Source organism: Spirillospora albida (genome assembly GCF_000718255.1).
GTDB classification, from domain to species: Bacteria; Actinomycetota; Actinomycetes; order Streptosporangiales; family Streptosporangiaceae; genus Spirillospora; species Spirillospora albida.
The window spans coordinates 89970-106982 of record NZ_JOFJ01000006.1 but is presented as its reverse complement, the minus strand read 5'-3'; the positions used below and the strand labels follow the sequence as shown (position 1 = coordinate 106982).

The following is a 17013-nucleotide window of genomic DNA, read 5'->3' as shown; positions in this document are numbered from 1 at the left end:
GGCGCGAGCGATCTTCCACCCCGTGGTCGATCTCGCCTCCGGTTCCGTCGTCGCGGTGGAGGCGCGCCGGCCGATCGCGGCGGATACCTCCCCCGTCCACCTGGACCCCGCCGCCGAGGACGTACGCCGCGCGATCGACGCGGCCCGCGCCGCGGCCGACCTCCGCACCCCCCTCCCCCTCCAGATCGGCGTGCACGCCGAGACCCTCACGCGCGGCGACGCGCTCCTCGGCGAGCTGCACCACGGCCTCACCGAGACCGGGCGGCGGCCGCAGGAGTACATCCTGTGCGTCGCGGGCGGCTTCCCGCCCGGTCAGCGCCCCGCCGTCGCCGCCGCCTTCAAGAGCCTGCGCCGCGCCGGCTACCTCGTCGGCCTGGCGACCGTCGGCGCCGCCCACGTCCCCCTGGACCTGCTCGCGGACGGCACGTCCTACCTGCTGAAGCTGGACCCCGAGCTGACCCGCCGCGCGGTGGCGGACCCGCGCCGCTCCGCGCTCGTGACGAGCCTGGTGGAGCTCGCGCACCGGCTCGGCACCCACGTCCTCGCGCCCGGCCTCGCCACCCAGGACCAGGTCCTGCACGTCCGCGAGATGGGCGTGCGGCTCGTCCAGGGACCGACGCTCGCGCCGCCGGAGTGGCGGCCCGGCATGCCGGTCACGGTCCCGGTCGCGGCCCGCGAGGCGCCCGCCGCCGACCCGGGCCTCGGCCCCCGCGTCTCGGAGTTCACCCTCCCGGCCGTGACGATGCCCGACACCAGCACCGCCGACGAGGTCCTGGACGCCCTCAACACCGAGACCGGCACGACCAGCATCGTCCTGGTGGACGGGCACCAGCGGCCCCGCGCCATGGTGGACCGCACCCGCTTCCTGCTCCGCCTGTCCGGCGCCTACGGGCACGCCCTCCACGCGCACCGCCCGGCCGCCCGCCTCGCGGACGAGCCGCGCCTGGTGCCCCGCACCGTCCCCGCGATAGCCGCCCTGCGCGCCGCCGGCCACGAGCACGAACGCGTCTACGACGACCTGACCGTCGTGGACGAGGTGGGCCGCTGCCTGGGCATCGTCCGCGTGGCCGACCTCATCCGCAGCCTGTCCCCCTGACCGTGCGCCGGCCCCGCGAGAGCGCACGGCGAGGCCGCACCCGGGCGCGGGGTGCGGCCTCGTGCGGCGCTCGTGCGGCTCGTCAGACGTTGAAGCCGAGGGCGCGGAGCTGGTCCCGGCCGTCGTCGGTGATCTTGTCGGGGCCCCACGGGGGCAGCCACACCCAGTTGATCGTGACGCCCTTGCACAGGCCCTCCAGCGCGCTGTGCGCCTGGTCCTCGATGACGTCGGTGAGCGGGCACGCGGCGCTCGTCAGCGTCATATCGAGGGTCACGGCCTCGCCGTCGAGGTTGACGCCGTAGACGAGCCCGAGATCCACGACGTTGATGCCGAGCTCGGGGTCGACGACGTCCTTCAGCGCCTCGAGGATCTCCTCCTCGGGAGCGGTGGCGGTGTCGGTGGTTTCGGTCATGATGTCTCTCCGAGAGCGCGGGCGGTCGCGTCCTTCCACGCCATCCAGGCGAGCAGGGCGCACTTGATGCGGGCGGGGTACTTGGAGACCCCGGCGAAGGCGATGGCGTCCTCCAGGACGTCCTCGTCGGGCTGGACGTCCCGGCCGCGTGACTGCATCAGCGCCAGGAACTCGTCGCCGACCGCCATCGCCTCCTGGACGGACTTCCCGATGATCAGGTCGGACATCACCGAGGCGCTGGCCTGGCTGATCGAGCAGCCCATGGCGTCGTACGAGACGTCGGCGACCCTGGCGTCCCTGCCGGAGCCCGCCAGGTGCACGCGCAGGGTCACCTCGTCACCGCACGTGGGGTTGACGTGGTGCGCCTCGCCCTCGTACGGCTCCCGCAGCCCCTTGTGCAGGGGGTTACGGTAATGGTCCAGGATGACCTCCTGGTACATCGCCTCGAGCTGCATGTCGTCCTTTCAAGCCTTTCCTCGCCGCGGCCGGGGCGCCGTCAGGCCGTTCCGAAGAACTTCTGGGCCTGCCGTACCCCGTCCGCGAGCGCGTCCACGTCCGCGAGGGTGTTGTAGAGGTAGAACGTCGCGCGGGTCGTCGCCGGGATGCCGAACCGGCGGCAGATCGGCCACGCGCAGTGGTGGCCGACGCGGACCTCGACGCCCAGCTCGTCCAGGACCTGGCCGACGTCGTGCGGGTGGATGTCCTCGACGGTGAACGCCACGGCGCCGCCGCGGGCCTCGGTGGTGCCTGGGCCGATGACGCGGACGCCGGGGATCTCGGTCAGCCGCTCCAGCGAGTAGGCGATGAGCGCCTCCTCGTGGGCGTGGACGCGGTCCATCCCGATCTCTGCGAGGTAGTCGCAGGCCGCGCCGAGCCCGACCGCCTGCGCGGTCATCGGCACGCCGGCCTCGAACCGCTGCGGCGGCGGCATGAAGGTGCTGGCCTCCATGTGCACGACCTCGATCATCGAGCCACCGGTGATGAACGGCGGCATCGCCTCCAGCAGCTCCCGGCGGCCCCACAGGACGCCGATGCCCGTCGGGCCCAGCATCTTGTGGCCCGAGAACACCAGGAAGTCGGCGTCGAGATCGGTCACGTCCACCGGCTGGTGCGGCACCGACTGGGCGCCGTCCAACAGGAGGAGGGCGCCCACCTCGCGGGCGCGCGCCGCGATCCGCTTGATCGGCGGGACGGTGCCGAGCACGTTCGACTGGTGCGTCAGCGCGACGATCTTCGTGCGCTCGTTCACCAGGTCGTCGAGGTCGTCCAGATCGAGGCGGCCCTCGTCGGTCAGCCCGAACCAGCGGAGCGTGGCGCCGGTGCGGCGGCACAGCTCCTGCCACGGGACGAGGTTCGCGTGGTGCTCCATCTCGCTCACCACGACCTCGTCGCCCGGCCCGATCTTGAAGCGCTCCGACTCCGGGCCGGCCGTGGCGGCGTTGCTCATCGCGTACGCCACGAGGTTGATGCCCTCGGTCGCGTTCTTGGTGAACACGATCTCGCCGGGATCGGCGCCGATGAACCGGGCGATCGAGGCGCGGGCCTGCTCGTACGCTTCGGTCGCCTCCTCCGCCAGCAGATGCGCCCCGCGGTGCGGCGCCGCGTTGTGGCGCTCGTAGAACCCGCGCTCGGCGTCCAGCACCCGCAGGGGCTTCTGCGACGTCGCGCCCGAGTCGAGGTACACGAGGGGACGCCCGCCGCGCACCGTGCGCCGCAGCAGCGGAAAGTCCTTCTTGAGCTCCTCGGGCAGCAGGTCCATCAGGCCACGCCCGCCTTCGCGTACTTCTCGTAGCCCTCGTTCTCCAGCTCGTCGGCGAGCTCCGGGCCGCCCGCCGCGACGACGCGGCCCGCGGAGAAGACGTGCACGAAGTCCGGCTTCACGTAGCGCAGGATCCGGGTGTAGTGCGTGATCAGCAGGACGCCGGTCTCACCGGACGCGGAGAACCGGTTGACGCCCTCGGAGACGACCTTGAGCGCGTCGACGTCGAGGCCCGAGTCGGTCTCGTCCAGGACGGCCAGCTTCGGCTTGAGCATCTCCAGCTGGAGGATCTCGTGCCGCTTCTTCTCGCCGCCGGAGAAACCCTCGTTCAGGCTGCGCTGGGCGAACACCGGGTCGATGGACAGCGCGTCCATCGCCGCCTTCATCTCCTTGGAGAACTCCCGCAGCTTCGGCGCCTCACCGCGGACGGCGGTGACGGCGGAGCGCAGGAAGTTGGAGACGGACACGCCGGGGACCTCGACCGGGTACTGCATGGCGAGGAACAGGCCGGCGCGGGCGCGCTCGTCGACGGACATCTCCAGGACGTCCTCGCCGTCGAGGGTGACGGTGCCCGCGGTCACGTCGTACTTCGGGTGACCGGCGATCGCGTAGGCGAGGGTGGACTTGCCGGAGCCGTTCGGCCCCATGATCGCGTGGGTCTCGCCGGCCTTCACGGTCAGGTCGACCCCGCGCAGGATCTCCTTCGTCCCGTCGGTGCCGTCGGCGACGGAGACGTGGAGGTCGCGGATCTCAAGGGTGGCCATGATGCTTGGTTTTCCTTAGTCGTCGGAGCCGAGGGAGACGTACACGTCGCCGTCCTCGACCTTGACCTTGTAGGTGGCGACCGGCTGCGTGGCCGGCGGGTTGGTGGGCTTGCCGCTGCGCAGGTCGAAGCAGGACCCGTGCAGCCAGCACTCGATCGTGCCGTCGTAGACCTCCCCCTCGGAGAGGGAGACCTCGGCGTGCGAGCAGATGTCGTACAGCGCGTGCACGCCGTCGCCGGTCCGCGCGAGCACGACGGGGGTGTCGTCGACCTCGACGCCGAGCGCCCCGTCGGCGGGGATCTCCGCCAGGGCGCACACCTTCACGTAGGCCATCAGCGCTCCACGTCCCGTCGCCTCACATCCAGCTCCGCCTCGATCGCGTCCCGCACCTTCTCGCGGACCTCGGGCACCTCGATGCGCTCGACGAGCTGCCCGAGGAAGCCCCGCACCACCATGCGGCGCGCCTCGTCGAAGGTGATGCCGCGCGCCTGGAGGTAGAACAGGTGCTCGTCGTCCAGCCGGCCGGAGGCGGACGCGTGCCCCGCGCCCGCGACCTCGCCGGTGAGGATCTCCAGGTTCGGCACGGAGTCGACCCGCGTCCCGTCCGTGAGGACGAGGTTGCGGTTCAGCTCGTAGGTGTCGGTGCCCTCGGCCTCCGCCCGGATGATCACGTCGCCGATCCACACGGCGTGCGCGTCCTGGTCCTGCAGGGCGCCGCGGTAGTCGACGCGGCTGCGGCAGTGCGGGACGGTGTGGTCGACCAGGAGGCGGTGCTCCAGGTGCTGGCCGCCGTCGGCGAAGTACACCCCGTACAGCTCGGCGTCGCCGCCGGGCGCGCCGTACTCGACGGACGGGGAGATCCGCACGAGGTCGCCGCCGAGCGTCACGTTGTGCGACACGAACCGGGCGTCCCGGCCGAGCCGGGCGTGCTGGTGCGACACGTGGACGCTGTCGTCCGCCCAGTCCTGGAGGCTGATCACCGACAGGCGGGCGCCGTCGCCGACGACGAACTCGACGTTGTCGGCGTAGGTCGCCGAGCCGCGGTGCGCGAGCACCACGGTCGCCTCGGCGAACGGCTCCAAAATCACGGTCGTGTGCCCGTAGGACGCGGACGACGCGTCCTCGCCGCGCCGCCGGATCACCGTCGGCGCGGACGCGACGGCCTCCTTCGGGACGGTCACGACGACGGCCTGCGTGAACGCCGACCACGCCTGCGCGCTCACCCGGTCGGCGGGCACGTACGCCCTGCCGAGGCGGGCGTCGTCGCGGCCCACGGTCTCGACCGTCGCCTCGGGCGCCGCCTCGACCTCCACGATGACCTTGCCGTGCGGCTCGGCGGTGCCGTTGTGCAGGCCGCGCAGGCGGCGCAGCGGGGTGAACCGCCACTCCTCCTCGCGGCCGGTCGGCACCTCGAAGTCCGCGAGGTCGTAGGACGCCCTGTCGTGCAGCGTCGACAGAGGCTTCACGTCGACTCCAGTGCCCACGGTCGCGCTCGCCTCCTCACTCGTTCCTCGCTCGTCGGCTCGCCGCGCCGTGCCCACGGTCGCGCTCGCCTCCTCACTCGTTCCTCGCTCGTCGGCTCGCCGCTCCATCAGCCGACGGCTCCTTCCATCTGCAGCTCGATCAGCCGGTTCAGCTCGAGCGCGTACTCCATCGGCAGCTCGCGCGCGATGGGCTCGACGAACCCGCGCACGATCATCGCCATCGCCTCGTCCTCGGTGAGGCCGCGGCTCATCAGGTAGAACAGCTGGTCCTCGGAGACCTTGGAGACGGTGGCCTCGTGACCCATCTCCACGTCGTCCTCGCGGACGTCGACGTAGGGGTAGGTGTCGGACCGGCTGATCTGGTCGACCAGCAGCGCGTCGCACTTCACGGTGGACCGGCTGCGGGAGGCGCCCTCCTGGATCTGGACCAGGCCCCGGTAGGACGTGCGGCCGCCGCCGCGCGCCACCGACTTCGACACGATCGTCGAGGAGGTGTTCGGCGCGGCGTGCACCATCTTGGCGCCGGCGTCCTGGTGCTGGTCCTCGCCCGCGAACGCGATCGAGAGGGTCTCGCCCTTCGCGTGCTCGCCGAGCAGGTAGACCGCCGGGTACTTCATCGTGACCTTGGAGCCGATGTTGCCGTCGATCCACTCCATGGTGGCGCCCTCGTAGGCGACGGCCCGCTTGGTCACGAGGTTGTAGACGTTGTTCGACCAGTTCTGGATGGTCGTGTACCGGACGCGGGCGTCCTTCTTCACGACGATCTCGACGACGGCCGAGTGCAGGGAGTCCGACTTGTAGATCGGCGCGGTACAGCCCTCGACGTAGTGGACGTAGGAGCCCTCGTCCGCGATGATCAGCGTCCGCTCGAACTGGCCCATGTTCTCGGTGTTGATCCGGAAGTAGGCCTGGAGCGGGATCTCGACGTGGACGCCCGGCGGGACGTAGATGAACGAGCCGCCCGACCACACGGCGGTGTTGAGCGCGGCGAACTTGTTGTCGCCGACCGGGATCACGGAGCCGAAGTACTCCTGGAAGATCTCCGGGTGCTCCTTCAGGCCCGTGTCGGTGTCGACGAAGATGACGCCCTTCTCCTCGAGGTCCTCACGGATCTTGTGGTAGACGACCTCGGACTCGTACTGGGCGGCGACGCCTGCGATGAGGCGCTGCTTCTCCGCCTCGGGGATGCCGAGCCGGTCGTAGGTGTTCTTGATGTCCTCCGGGAGCTCCTCCCAGGAGGCGGCCTGCTTCTCGGTGGAGCGCACGAAGTACTTGATGTTGTCGAAGTCGATGTCCGACAGGTCCGAGCCCCAGGTGGGCATCGGCTTCTTCTCGAACAGGCGCAGCCCCTTGAGGCGCAGGTCGAGCATCCAGTCGGGCTCGCCCTTCTTGCCCGAGATGTCGCGGACGACATCCTCGTTCAGGCCGCGTCGTGCGGAGGCACCGGCCGCGTCAGGGTCGGCCCAGCCGAACTTGTACCTGTCGAGCCCCTCCAGCTCGGGGTGGGCTGCCATAGTCATAGGGACGTCCTCCCGGACTCCTCGTCGCTGTTCGCTGTCGTTTCGGGGGATCGCTCCCCCGCGTCCCCACGAGGGGTAACGCCGCCCGCGCCGGAATCTTCCGCGCCCCCGCCGCAGAGCGACCGGGAGCTGACGTGGGTGGTGCAGATCCCGTCGCCGTGGGCGATGGTCGCCAGCCGCTGGACGGGGGTGCCCAGCAGCCGGCTGAACGCCTCGGTCTCGGCCTCGCACAGCTGCGGGAACTCCGCGGCGACGTGCGCGACCGGGCAGTGGTGCTGGCACAGCTCCTCGCCGCCGCCCTGCGGGGCCTTGGCCGCCGCGGCGGCGTAGCCGTCGGCCGACAGCGCCTCGGCGAGCGTGCGGACCCGCTGGTGGGGCGGGGCCGCCTGCACGACCGGACGGTACCGTCGTTCCAGGTCGGCGATCTGCCGGCGGGCGAACGCGGCGACCGCGCCCTCCCCGGCGGCCTCGGCGAGGAAGCGCAGGGCGCTCGTCGCGAGGTCGTCGTAGGCGTGCACGAAGGCGCTGCGCCCGGCGTCGGTGATGGCGAACCACTTGGCCGGACGGCCCCGTCCGCGGCGGGTCTGACCGGGGCGGGCGCGGCCCGTCTCGATCATGCCGTCGGCGAGCAGCGCGTCCAGGTGGCGGCGGATCGCGGCGGGCGTGAGCCCGACGCGCTCGCCGAGCGCGGACGCGGTGATCGGGCCGTGCTCGAGGATGAGGCGCGCCACGCGGGCGCGCGTGTCGCGCTCGCTGGACGCGCCACCGGGGCCGGCGCCGTGGACAGGGTCCGACGGCACGCCGGACGGCCGCGCGACGGCGGCCGTGGCACTCGCCTTCTCCTGGCCCACGTTTTTCACAACATCAGTGTGCCGTAATTCCTTCCCGGCCACCAAAGGTTCCACGATGTCCTTGCTCACGCAGGCAAGCCTTACCTAACCTGCATCGACGCGGTCCCGGGCGGCGCCCGCCCGGACCTTTACCGGGCCCGCACCCGGCCCGTGCGGTGCCCGGCACGGACCTCCGGCGGCCCGGTCCTAGACTCGTGACCCATGACATCCCCCGCAGGCGGCGCCGTCGAGCTGGACGGACTCGTCAAGCGCTATGGCACCGGCGGCGCCGAGCGCACGGCCGTCGACGGCCTGTCGTTCGGCGCCGCCCGGGGCGCGGTGACCGCGCTCCTCGGCCCGAACGGGGCCGGCAAGACCACCACGATCGAGATCTGCGAGGGGTTCCGGCGCGCCGACGCGGGCACGGTCCGCGTCCTCGGCCGGGACCCGGTCGCCGACGCGCGCGAGCTGAAACCGCGGGTGGGCGTGATGCCGCAGTCCGGGGGCGTCCCCGGCACGGCCCGCGCGGGAGAGTTCCTCCGGCTCGTCGCGTCCTTCCACGCGACGCCCCTCGACACGGGCGCGCTGCTGGAGCGGCTCGGCCTCACCGAGCACGCCCGCACCCCCTTCCGCCGCATGTCGGGCGGGCAGCAGCAGCGGCTCTCCCTCGCCGTCGCCGTCGTCGGGCGTCCCGAGCTCGTCTTCCTGGACGAGCCGACCACCGGCCTCGACCCGCAGGCCCGGCACGCCACCTGGGAGCTGATCGAGGAGCTGCGCGCGGCCGGCGTGTCGGTCGTCCTCACCACGCACCACATGGAGGAGGCCGAGCGGCTCGCGGACCACGTCGTGATCGTCGACCACGGCCGGGTCGTCGCGCAGGGCGCCCCCGGCGTGCTGACCGGCGCCGAGCGGCAGCTGCGGTTCCGCGCCCGGCCGGGCCTCGGGCTGGAGGAGCTGCTGGCCGCGCTGCCCGCCGGCTCGGCCGCGAAGGAGTCGCCCGCCGGCCACTACCTGATCGAGGCGGACGTCCGGCCCGAGCTGCTCGCCACCGTCACCGCCTGGTGCGCCTCGCACGGCGTCATGACGGAGGACCTGCGGATCGAGCGGCGAACGCTGGAGGACGTCTTCCTGGAACTGACCGGACGGGACCTGCGCGCATGACCGCCCTCGACCTCACCCCCGCCCCGGCGGCCGTCCCGGTGCCGCGGATGGTCGCCGCCCAGGCGGGCTACGAGCTGCGGACGATGCTCCGCAACGGCGAGCAGCTGCTGCTCACCCTGATCATCCCGGTGGTGCTGCTCGTCCTGTTCGCCACGACCTCGCTGCTCGACCTCGGCCCCGGCCGCCGCGTCGACTTCCTCGCGCCCGGCATCCTGGCCCTCGCCGTGCTGTCCACCGCCTTCACCGGGCAGGCGATCGGGACGGGCTTCGAGCGCAGATACGGCGTGCTGAAGCGGCTCGGCGCCACCCCGCTGCCGCGCGGCGGCCTGATCGCGGCCAAGACCCTCGCCGTCCTGGCCGTCGAGGCGGTGCAGGCGGCGGTGATCTGCGGGGTGGCGCTCGCGCTCGGCTGGCGGCCGCACGGCGACCCGTTCTCCGTGCTCGTCCTGCTGCTGCTCGGCACCGCCGCGTTCAGCGGGTTCGGGCTGCTCATGGCCGGGACGCTGCGCGCCGAGGCCACGCTCGGCGCCGCGAACCTCGTCTACATCCTGCTGCTCGCCGCCGGCGGCGTCGTGTTCCCGCTCGACGACTTCCCCGCCCCCGTGCGGGACGCGCTGGAACTCCTGCCGATCTCGGCGCTCGCCGAGGGGCTGCGGGACGTCCTGCGGGACGGCGCCGCCCTCCCCGGCGTCCCCCTGCTCGTCCTCGCGGTGTGGGCCGTCGTGGGGCTCGTCCTGGCCGCCCGCTTCTTCAGGTGGGAATGACCGATGGCACTCGCTGAGGCGCCCGGCCCGCCCCTCCGGCGGGCGCACGGGCCCGGGTCCCGGTCGCGGGCGCTGTCGCTCGGGTCCGTCCCGCCGCCCGCGCTGATCCTGCTCGGCATCGTCTCCGTGCAGGTCGGAGCGGGTCTCGCCAAGAACCTGTTCGACCGGCTGCCGCCGAGCGCCGTCGTGACGCTGCGGCTCCTCACGTCCGCGATCGTCCTCGCGTTCGTCGCCCGCACGGCGCTGCGGACCCTGCTGCGCGACCACTCCCGGTCGAACCTGCTCGTCGCGGCCGGGCTCGGGCTCGCGCTCGCCACCATGAACTTCTCGATCTACCAGTCGTTCGCGCGGATCCCGCTCGGCGTCGCCGTGACGATCGAATTCCTCGGGCCGCTGCTGGTCGCGATCGTCGCGTCCCGGCGCCCCCGCGACCTGCTGTGGGCGCTGCTCGCGGGCGGCGGGGTCGTGATGCTGGCCCGGGGCGGAGGCGGCGGCCTCGACTGGGCCGGCGTCGCCTACGCGCTGCTGGCCGGGGCGGGCTGGGCGGCCTACATCCTGCTCACCGCGGCGACCGGCAGGCGGTTCTCCGGCTCGACGGGGCTGGCCCTCGCCAGCGTCGTCGGGACGGCCGCCGTCCTGCCGCTCGGCGTCGCGTCCGGCGGCGCGGCCATGCTCGACCCCGAGCTGCTCCTGATCGGCCTCGGCGTCGGCCTGCTGTCCTCGGTGATCCCCTACTCGCTGGAGCTGGAGGCGCTGCGGCGGATGCCCGCCCGCGTCTTCGGCATCCTGATGAGCTTGGAGCCCGCCGTCGCCGCGCTGGTCGGCGTCCTGATCCTGGGCGAGGTGCTGTCCGGGCGGCAGTGGGCCGCGATCGTCTGCGTCATGGCGGCCTGCGCGGGCGCCACCCTCGGCCAGGACCCGCCCGAGGCGCCGGAGGCGTGACGGATAGGGCGCCGGAGGTGTGACGGATAGGGCGCCGGAGGTGTGACGGATAGGGCGCCGGAGGTGTGACGGCGCGGTGGCGACCCTCCCGCGGGCCGTGCGAGGATCATCGAGGACGGGACACCGATCGAGAGGAGCCGCCGTGACCGACGAGCAGGGCCTTCCCCCCGAGTTCTTCGAGGCGGGCACACCGTCGTTCGTCGACTTCCTGCGGCAGAACTCCCCCGGACTGCTCCCCGTCAACCGGGCGCCCGGGGCGGGGACCGCGCCGGACGTCCCGCACGGCACGACCATCCTCGCGCTCACGTTCCCCGGCGGCGTCATGATGGCGGGCGACCGCCGCGCCACCTCGGGCAACCGCATCGCCTACCGGGAGCTCGAGAAGGTCCAGCGCGCCGACGAGCACTCCGTCGTGGCGTTCGCCGGGACGGTCGGCCTGGCGCTGGACATGGTGCGGCTGTTCCAGGTCGAGCTGGAGCACTACGAGAAGATGGAGACCGTCCCGCTGTCGCTGCCGGGCAAGGCCCGCAGGCTCGGCGCGGTGATCCAGGCCAACCTGGCCATGGCCATGCAGGGCCTCGCGGTCGTCCCCCTCTTCGCGGGTTACGACCCGGACGCCGGCGACGCGCGGATCTACACCTACGACATCACCGGCGCCCCGCAGGAGGCCCGCGACTTCCACGCGGACGGCTCCGGCTCCCCCTACGCCCTGGGTGCGTTGAAGAAGCTTTACCGGCGCGACCTCTCCCTGGAGGACGCCGCGACCGTCTGCGTCCACGCCCTTTACGACGCCGCCGACGACGACTCCGCGACGGGCGGCCCCGACCCGTCCCGCCGCATCTACCCGACGATCGCGGTCGTCACCGAGGACGGCTTCCGGCTGCTGCCCGACGACGAGGTCGCAGCGATCACCACCGAGGTCATGGACGCCCGCATGTCCTCCCCCGGCGGCCCGGTCGCACCGCTGCGCGGCTGACGGAGAACGTCCGACCCGGCTCGTAGGGTTGGGGCATGGCACGGGCGAACGATGAGGCGGCGGCCCTCATCCAGGAACTGGCGGACCTGCTCTCGATCACCGGCGGCGACGCCTTCAAGATCAGGGCGTACGAGAAGGCGGCCCGCGCGGTCGCCGGGTACCCGGAGGACATCGAGGGCCTCGACCTCGCCGGCCTCCGGAAGATCCCGACCGTCGGCGAGGCGATCGCCAAGAAGATCCTCGACTACACGACCACCGGCACGATCCGCCAGGTGGAGGAGCTCCGCCTCCAGATCCCCTCCGGCGTCAGGGCCCTCACGGCCATCCCCACCCTCGGCCCGAAGAAGGCCCTCGCCGTCTACGAGGAGCTCGGCATCTCCTCCGTGGACGAGCTCGCCACCGCGATCGGGGAGGGCCGCCTGCGCGGCCTCAAGGGCTTCGGCGCCAAGACCGAGGAGAACATCCTGCGCGGCATCGAGCTCATGAGGAGCTCGGGCGAGCGCGTCCTGGTCGACGCCGCCGCCGTCGTCGCGGACGAGATCGTCGAGAGCCTCTCGGCGCTCCCCCAGGTGGAGCGCTGCACCCATGCGGGCTCCCTGCGCCGCATGCGCGAGACGATCGGCGACGTGGACGTGCTCGCCGCCTCCCGCGACCCTCACCCGATCATGGAGGCGTTCACGGCGCTCCCCCTCGTCGCCGAGGTGATCGCGAGCGGCGACAAGAAGACCTCGATCCGCACCGCGAAGGGCCTCCAGGTCGACCTCCGCGTCGTCCCGCCCGAGTCCTGGGGCGCGGCCCTCCAGTACTTCACCGGCTCGCAGGCCCACAACATCCGCACCCGCGAGATGGCCGTGAAGGCGGGCCTGAAGCTCTCCGAGTACGGCCTGTTCGACGCCGAGTCCGGCGAGCTGATCGTCTCCGAGACCGAGGAAGAGGTCTACGACCGCCTCGGCCTCCCCTGGATCCATCCCACGCTCCGCGAGGACACCGGCGAGATCGAAGCCGCCCGCGGGAACGAACTGCCGGAGCTCGTCACGGTCGAGGACCTCAAGGGCGACCTGCACTCCCACACCGACCTGACCGACGGCATCGCGTCCCTCCGGGAGATGGTCGCCGCGGCCGCGGCGCGCGGCCTGGAGTACTACGCGATCACCGACCACGCCCCGAACCTCGCCATGCAGCGCATGACGGACGAGAAGGTCCTCGCCCAGCGCGAGGAGATCAGGGAGCTCCAGAAGAGCCACCCGGACCTCACCCTCCTCCACGGCACCGAACTGAACATCGACCCGGACGGCGAGGTCGACTGGGACGCCGGGTTCCTCTCCGCCTTCGACATCACCGTCGCCTCGATCCACTCCCACTTCACGCAGGACGAGAAGACCATGACCCGCCGCCTGGTGCGGGCCTGCGAGAACCCTCACGTCCATGTGATCGGCCACCCCACGGCCCGCAGCATCGGCCGCCGCCCCCCGGTCGACGCCGACTGGGACGAGGTCTTCCGCGCCGCCGCCCGCACCGGCACCGCGATGGAGATCGACTGCTTCCCCGACCGCCTCGACCTGCCCGCCGACCTGATCCGCCGCGCCAAGCGCCTGGGCGTCAAGTTCGCCATCGACACCGATGCCCACTCCGTGCCGAACCACCGCAACATCCGCTACGGCGTGGGCACCGCCCAACGAGGCTGGCTGACCCCTGACGACGTCATCAACACCTGGCCCCTGGAGAAGCTCCGCGCCTTCCTCCGGAAGACCTGACGCCCCCGGGCTCATGGAAGCCGGAACACGGAGTGCCGAGCAGTCCCGCCAGGCCGGCCATGAGCCCGTCTCGTTCGCGCGGCGGCGTCAGGCGGGCTGAGGGGTCTCCGTGGTGGACCGGGACGGGGCCTCGGGCGTGACGAGGGCGGGCCCTCGGTCTCTCAGCGCGAAGTGGAGCCGGAAGGCGGCTATCCACATGAGGACCGCGCCGAGCATGTGGAGGACCACCAGCGCTCCCGGGACGCCCGTGAAGTACTGGATGTAGCCGACGGCTCCCTGGGCGGCGATCAGGGCGAGGAGCTCGTGGGCGCGGCGCTTCGCGGGCGCGGGGGCCTTCGCGCGGTACAGGGTGATCGTCACCGCGATCGCGAGGGCGGCGGTGAGCCAGGCCAGGACGCTGTGGACGCGGGTGACGTCCTCGATGTTGAAGCCCCAGCGGCGGGAGTCGGCGTCGCCGGCGTGGGGTCCGCTGCCGGTCACGACGGTGCCGGCGACGAGGACGGCGGCCGAGGCGGCCAGGAGGGCCGCGCTCAGGCGGCGCACGGCCGGGGGCGCGAGGGGGCGGGGCGGGGCGTCGCCCTCGCCGGCGCGGACCCACAGGCCCACGCAGAAGATCAGCAGGACGGGCGACACCAGGAAGTGCAGGGACACCGAGGCCGGGTGCAGCTCCGTGAGGACGACGATGCCGCCGATGACCGCCTGGGCGACGACGCTCATCGGCTGGGCCAGCGCCCACCAGACGAGGTCCCCGCGGCGGGGGCGCAGGCGGAGCGCGGCGACGAAGACGGCGATCCCGACCGCGAGGACCACGAAGGTGATCATGCGGTTGCCGAACTCGATCGCCATGTTGAGGGCGGGGTGCTCGGGGCTGTGCGTCGGGACGAGGCTGTCGCCGGTGCAGCGGGGCCACTCGGGGCAGCCGAGCCCGGACTTGGTGACGCGGACGGCCCCGCCGGTCGCGACGATCATCGCGTTGCCGAGGACGCCGAGCAGCGCGAGCAGCCGGAGGGAGGCCGGGGTCGGGTTCCAGACGGCGTCGCGCGCCCTGAGCAGCGGGTTCTGGGATCGCACGGACCCATCGTAGGGCCGGTCCGGCGGGGGCGTGATCCGGCCCCCGCTCACCCCGTGTAGGGGCCGGAGGGCGGCGGGGGCAGGAAGCCCGAGGGGCCGTGCGGCGCCCACGGCGGCGCCTGCGCCGGGCGCTGCGGCGTCCGGAGGAACGCCTGGCGGGCCAGGCCCATCAGGCCGAGGAGGGCGTCGCGGCGGGTGTGGAACCAGTGCGGGTCGGCGACGCCGCGGTCGGCGCGCTTGTGGAGCAGGGTGAGCTCCGTGGCGGCGAGCTGGTAGTCGGTCATGGCGCGGGCGGCGGGGGCGCCGCCGACGGCGCGCGCCCAGCGGCGGGCCGCGCGGCGGGCCGGGAGGGACCGCAGCATGGCGACGTCCTGCGGGGTGACCAGGCCGGTGCCCATGTAGGCGGGCAGGTACGCCTCGATGCGGCGGACGGTGCCGCGGCGCTCGACGAGGACGACGGCGATGAGCGCGATGAGGATGCAGAAGTCCAGCAGGTAGACGACGCCGAGACCGGCGATGCCGAGCGCGGTGGAGCCGTTCCAGAGGCCGTGCAGGACGATCGCGGCGAGGAGGCCGAGGAGCGGCGCGGCGATCCGGCCGCGGCGGTGGGTGGCGGCGTAGGCGACACCGAGGCCCGTCATCGCGGTGAACAGGGGGTGGCTGAGGGGGGCGATGAGGCCGCGGAGGATGAACACCGTCTGGAGCTGCTGCGCGCCGCCCTCCTCGAACGCGCGGCTGTAGTAGGTGATGTTCTCCATCATCGCGAAGCCGAGCGCGACCATGCCGGCGTAGATCAGGCCGTCGGCGAAGCCGTCGATCTCGTTGCGGCGGAACCAGAGCATGCCGAACAGGACGGCGCCCTTCAGCACCTCCTCGATGACGGGGGCGCCGAAGGTGGCGCTGACGAAGTGCCCGTCGGTCTCGCCGAAGATCGGGACGGTCACGTACAGCAGCCCGAGCGTGTTGAGGGTGAGGGCGCCGAGGACGGCGACGCCGGCGCCCCACATGAACGAGAACACGAGGGCGCGGCCGGGTTCGGGCTCGAGCCGGTCGAGGGTGAGGACCAGCGCGATGAGCAGCGGGATCGGCAGCGCCGCGAGGACGGCGCCGACCCAGAACCCGGCCCCTCCGGTCAGGGCGTCCAGCGCGAGCGCGAGGACCGCGCACAGCGACGAGACGGTCAGGCCGAGGATGAGGGCGATCGGGGGGCGTCCCGGGATCCGCCCCTCGAGCACCGCTTTCGGGTCGACGCGTGCCATGACGGGAGCGTAACCGGGCGGGAGCCCCCGCCGGGCGATTCAGTGCAGCAGCGGGTCGACGGCGACCGCGGTGAACAGCAGCGCGAGGTAGACGTTGGAGAGGTGGAAGAACCGCATCGGCCGCAGGTGGACGCCGGTGACTCCGGCCCGGACGTCGCGCAGGAGGCGGTGCCCCTCGGCGAGGAAGATCAGCCCGAGGACGGTCGCGACGGCGCCGTAGACGGGGCCCATGGCCGCGACGGGCCACAGCAGCAGGGAGCACGCGACGGTGGCGTAGGTGTAGACGAGGCTCTCGGTGACGACGCGCCGCTCGGTGGCGACGACGGGGAGCATCGGGACGTTCACGGCCGCGTAGTCCTCGCGGTAGCGCATCGCGAGCGTCCAGGTGTGCGGCGGCGTCCAGAGGAAGACCACGCCGAACAGGACGAGAGGGGTCCACGCGTAGGAGCCGGTGATCGCGCTCCAGCCGATGAGGACGGGCATGCATCCGGCGATGCCGCCCCACACGATGTTCTGCGACGTGCGCCGCTTCAGGAGCAGCGAGTACACGAAGATGTAGAACAGGATCGCGAACAGCGAGCCGGCCGCGGAGACGAGGTTGACCGTGAGGGCGAACCCGGCGGTCGACACGACGGCGAGTGTGATCCCGAACACCAGCGCGCGGGCGGGGGTGACCTCGTGGCGGGCCAGCGGGCGGCGCCGGGTGCGGCGCATCAGGGCGTCGATGTCGCGGTCGATGTAGCAGTTGATCGCGTTCGCGGCGCCGGCGGACATGGCGCCGAACGCGAACGTGAGCAGGACCGTGGACAGCGGCGGGACGCCCCGTTCGGCGAGGAACATCACCGGGATCGTGGTGATCAAGAGCAGCTCGATCACGCGCGGCTTGGTGAGCGCCACGTAGGCGCGCACGCTCGCGCCGATCGAGTGCCCGGCGGTCGCCGGGCCGGGGTGCGGAAGGGGAGCGGCCGGTACCGGCTCCGCCAGCTCGACCCCGCGCTTGTTACTGAGCACCGTCACAATCGGGTCCACGTTCGACTAGGCGGGAAATCGTGCGACCTCGGCGGCGCCCCCGTGCTCCGGGCCGGCCTCGGCAGCCGCGACTTCGGCTTTGGGTGAGTTCGCTTGGTGAAGTTCTCGCGGCCCTTCCAGGCCGCGCCCTCACTGTAGTGCGCCCCCTCCGGATGTCGCGCACCGGGTCGCCCGCCGCCCCGGACCTATCGG

17 protein-coding genes are annotated in these 17013 nt (G+C 72.6%); 6 read left to right on the top strand and 11 right to left on the bottom strand.

What is annotated here, in order from left to right:
• Window positions 1-22 precede the first annotated feature (22 nt).
• Window positions 23-1096 carry an EAL domain-containing protein gene (locus tag IE99_RS0110745; protein ID WP_051712375.1) on the top strand — a complete coding sequence of 358 codons (1074 nt, stop codon included), beginning with the start codon at window positions 23-25 and terminating at the stop codon, window positions 1094-1096.
• An 82-nt stretch (window positions 1097-1178) separates the two neighbouring features.
• Here the strand turns inward: IE99_RS0110745 and IE99_RS0110740 are convergent, their stop codons facing one another.
• From IE99_RS0110740 to IE99_RS29040, 8 genes are read right to left on the bottom strand one after another with little or no spacing between them, the layout of a single operon-like run.
• Complete coding sequence (locus IE99_RS0110740) at window positions 1179-1508, bottom strand: metal-sulfur cluster assembly factor (protein WP_030167608.1); 330 nt, start codon at window positions 1506-1508, stop codon at window positions 1179-1181.
• Window positions 1505-1963: a Fe-S cluster assembly sulfur transfer protein SufU gene (sufU, locus tag IE99_RS0110735; protein WP_030167605.1), complete on the bottom strand. Its 459-nt coding sequence runs from the start codon at window positions 1961-1963 to the stop codon at window positions 1505-1507. The genes IE99_RS0110740 and sufU overlap by 4 nt, the downstream gene beginning before the upstream one ends.
• Before the next feature lie 41 nt (window positions 1964-2004).
• Window positions 2005-3267 carry a cysteine desulfurase gene (locus IE99_RS0110730; protein WP_030167601.1) on the bottom strand — a complete coding sequence of 421 codons (1263 nt, stop codon included), beginning with the start codon at window positions 3265-3267 and terminating at the stop codon, window positions 2005-2007.
• A complete protein-coding gene (sufC, locus tag IE99_RS0110725; protein WP_030167598.1) occupies window positions 3267-4031 on the bottom strand; it encodes a Fe-S cluster assembly ATPase SufC in 765 nt (254 codons plus the stop codon). Before sufC ends, IE99_RS0110730 begins: the two co-directional genes overlap by 1 nt.
• Window positions 4032-4046: 15 nt before the next feature.
• On the bottom strand, window positions 4047-4364 hold the full coding sequence (locus IE99_RS0110720) for a Rieske (2Fe-2S) protein (protein ID WP_030167595.1): 318 nt from the start codon (window positions 4362-4364) through the stop codon (window positions 4047-4049).
• Window positions 4364-5623, bottom strand: a complete 1260-nt coding sequence (gene sufD / locus IE99_RS0110715; RefSeq protein ID WP_084219422.1) for a Fe-S cluster assembly protein SufD — start codon at window positions 5621-5623, stop codon at window positions 4364-4366. The genes IE99_RS0110720 and sufD overlap by 1 nt, the downstream gene beginning before the upstream one ends.
• Window positions 5623-7029, bottom strand: a complete 1407-nt coding sequence (gene sufB, locus IE99_RS0110710; RefSeq protein ID WP_425423816.1) for a Fe-S cluster assembly protein SufB — start codon at window positions 7027-7029, stop codon at window positions 5623-5625. The genes sufD and sufB overlap by 1 nt, the downstream gene beginning before the upstream one ends.
• A gap of 2 nt (window positions 7030-7031) precedes the next feature.
• Window positions 7032-7835 (bottom strand): helix-turn-helix transcriptional regulator, encoded by an 804-nt coding sequence (locus IE99_RS29040; protein ID WP_084219434.1) that lies wholly within the window; start codon window positions 7833-7835, stop codon window positions 7032-7034.
• Window positions 7836-8087: 252 nt separating this feature from the next.
• On the opposite strand from IE99_RS29040, the gene IE99_RS0110700 reads away from it, so the two are divergent.
• The 5 genes from IE99_RS0110700 (at window position 8088) to polX (ending at window position 13462) form a co-directional block, all read left to right on the top strand.
• Entirely contained in the window at window positions 8088-9026 is a 939-nt protein-coding gene (locus tag IE99_RS0110700; protein WP_030167583.1) for an ABC transporter ATP-binding protein, read from the top strand.
• Window positions 9023-9790 (top strand): ABC transporter permease, encoded by a 768-nt coding sequence (locus tag IE99_RS0110695; protein WP_030167581.1) that lies wholly within the window; start codon window positions 9023-9025, stop codon window positions 9788-9790. The genes IE99_RS0110700 and IE99_RS0110695 overlap by 4 nt, the downstream gene beginning before the upstream one ends.
• Window positions 9791-9793: 3 nt before the next feature.
• Window positions 9794-10732 (top strand): EamA family transporter, encoded by a 939-nt coding sequence (locus IE99_RS0110690; RefSeq protein ID WP_037559100.1) that lies wholly within the window; start codon window positions 9794-9796, stop codon window positions 10730-10732.
• Between the two features lie 142 nt (window positions 10733-10874).
• Window positions 10875-11708, top strand: a complete 834-nt coding sequence (gene prcB, locus IE99_RS0110685) for a proteasome subunit beta (protein ID WP_030167577.1) — start codon at window positions 10875-10877, stop codon at window positions 11706-11708.
• A gap of 35 nt (window positions 11709-11743) precedes the next feature.
• Complete coding sequence (gene polX, locus IE99_RS0110680) at window positions 11744-13462, top strand: DNA polymerase/3'-5' exonuclease PolX (RefSeq protein WP_030167575.1); 1719 nt, start codon at window positions 11744-11746, stop codon at window positions 13460-13462.
• An 87-nt stretch (window positions 13463-13549) separates the two neighbouring features.
• Here the strand turns inward: polX and IE99_RS0110675 are convergent, their stop codons facing one another.
• Genes IE99_RS0110675 through IE99_RS0110665 form a run of 3 tightly spaced genes read right to left on the bottom strand, consistent with a single transcriptional unit; the run spans window position 13550 to window position 16809 of the window.
• Window positions 13550-14533, bottom strand: a complete 984-nt coding sequence (locus tag IE99_RS0110675) for a COX15/CtaA family protein (protein WP_037559099.1) — start codon at window positions 14531-14533, stop codon at window positions 13550-13552.
• Between the two features lie 47 nt (window positions 14534-14580).
• The gene (locus IE99_RS0110670) at window positions 14581-15792 is read right to left on the bottom strand and encodes a PrsW family intramembrane metalloprotease (protein WP_030167571.1); all 1212 of its coding nucleotides are present in this window, start codon (window positions 15790-15792) and stop codon (window positions 14581-14583) included.
• 39 nt (window positions 15793-15831) lie between these two features.
• Window positions 15832-16809, bottom strand: a complete 978-nt coding sequence (locus IE99_RS0110665; protein ID WP_030167569.1) for a heme o synthase — start codon at window positions 16807-16809, stop codon at window positions 15832-15834.
• Between the last annotated feature and the right edge of the window lie 204 nt (window positions 16810-17013).

What these genes read in the sequence shown, in the direction of transcription:
- IE99_RS0110740 (WP_030167608.1), bottom strand. Translation starts at nt 1,508, where the DNA reads ATGACCGAAACCACCGACACCGCCACCGCTCCCGAGGAGGAGATCCTC.
- sufU (WP_030167605.1), bottom strand. Translation starts at nt 1,963, where the DNA reads ATGCAGCTCGAGGCGATGTACCAGGAGGTCATCCTGGACCATTACCGT.
- IE99_RS0110730 (WP_030167601.1), bottom strand. Translation starts at nt 3,267, where the DNA reads ATGGACCTGCTGCCCGAGGAGCTCAAGAAGGACTTTCCGCTGCTGCGG.
- sufC (WP_030167598.1), bottom strand. Translation starts at nt 4,031, where the DNA reads ATGGCCACCCTTGAGATCCGCGACCTCCACGTCTCCGTCGCCGACGGC.
- IE99_RS0110720 (WP_030167595.1), bottom strand. Translation starts at nt 4,364, where the DNA reads ATGGCCTACGTGAAGGTGTGCGCCCTGGCGGAGATCCCCGCCGACGGG.
- sufD (WP_084219422.1), bottom strand. Translation starts at nt 5,623, where the DNA reads ATGGAGCGGCGAGCCGACGAGCGAGGAACGAGTGAGGAGGCGAGCGCG.
- sufB (WP_425423816.1), bottom strand. Translation starts at nt 7,029, where the DNA reads ATGGCAGCCCACCCCGAGCTGGAGGGGCTCGACAGGTACAAGTTCGGC.
- IE99_RS0110700 (WP_030167583.1), top strand. Translation starts at nt 8,088, where the DNA reads ATGACATCCCCCGCAGGCGGCGCCGTCGAGCTGGACGGACTCGTCAAG.
- IE99_RS0110695 (WP_030167581.1), top strand. Translation starts at nt 9,023, where the DNA reads ATGACCGCCCTCGACCTCACCCCCGCCCCGGCGGCCGTCCCGGTGCCG.
- IE99_RS0110690 (WP_037559100.1), top strand. Translation starts at nt 9,794, where the DNA reads ATGGCACTCGCTGAGGCGCCCGGCCCGCCCCTCCGGCGGGCGCACGGG.
- polX (WP_030167575.1), top strand. Translation starts at nt 11,744, where the DNA reads ATGGCACGGGCGAACGATGAGGCGGCGGCCCTCATCCAGGAACTGGCG.
- IE99_RS0110670 (WP_030167571.1), bottom strand. Translation starts at nt 15,792, where the DNA reads ATGGCACGCGTCGACCCGAAAGCGGTGCTCGAGGGGCGGATCCCGGGA.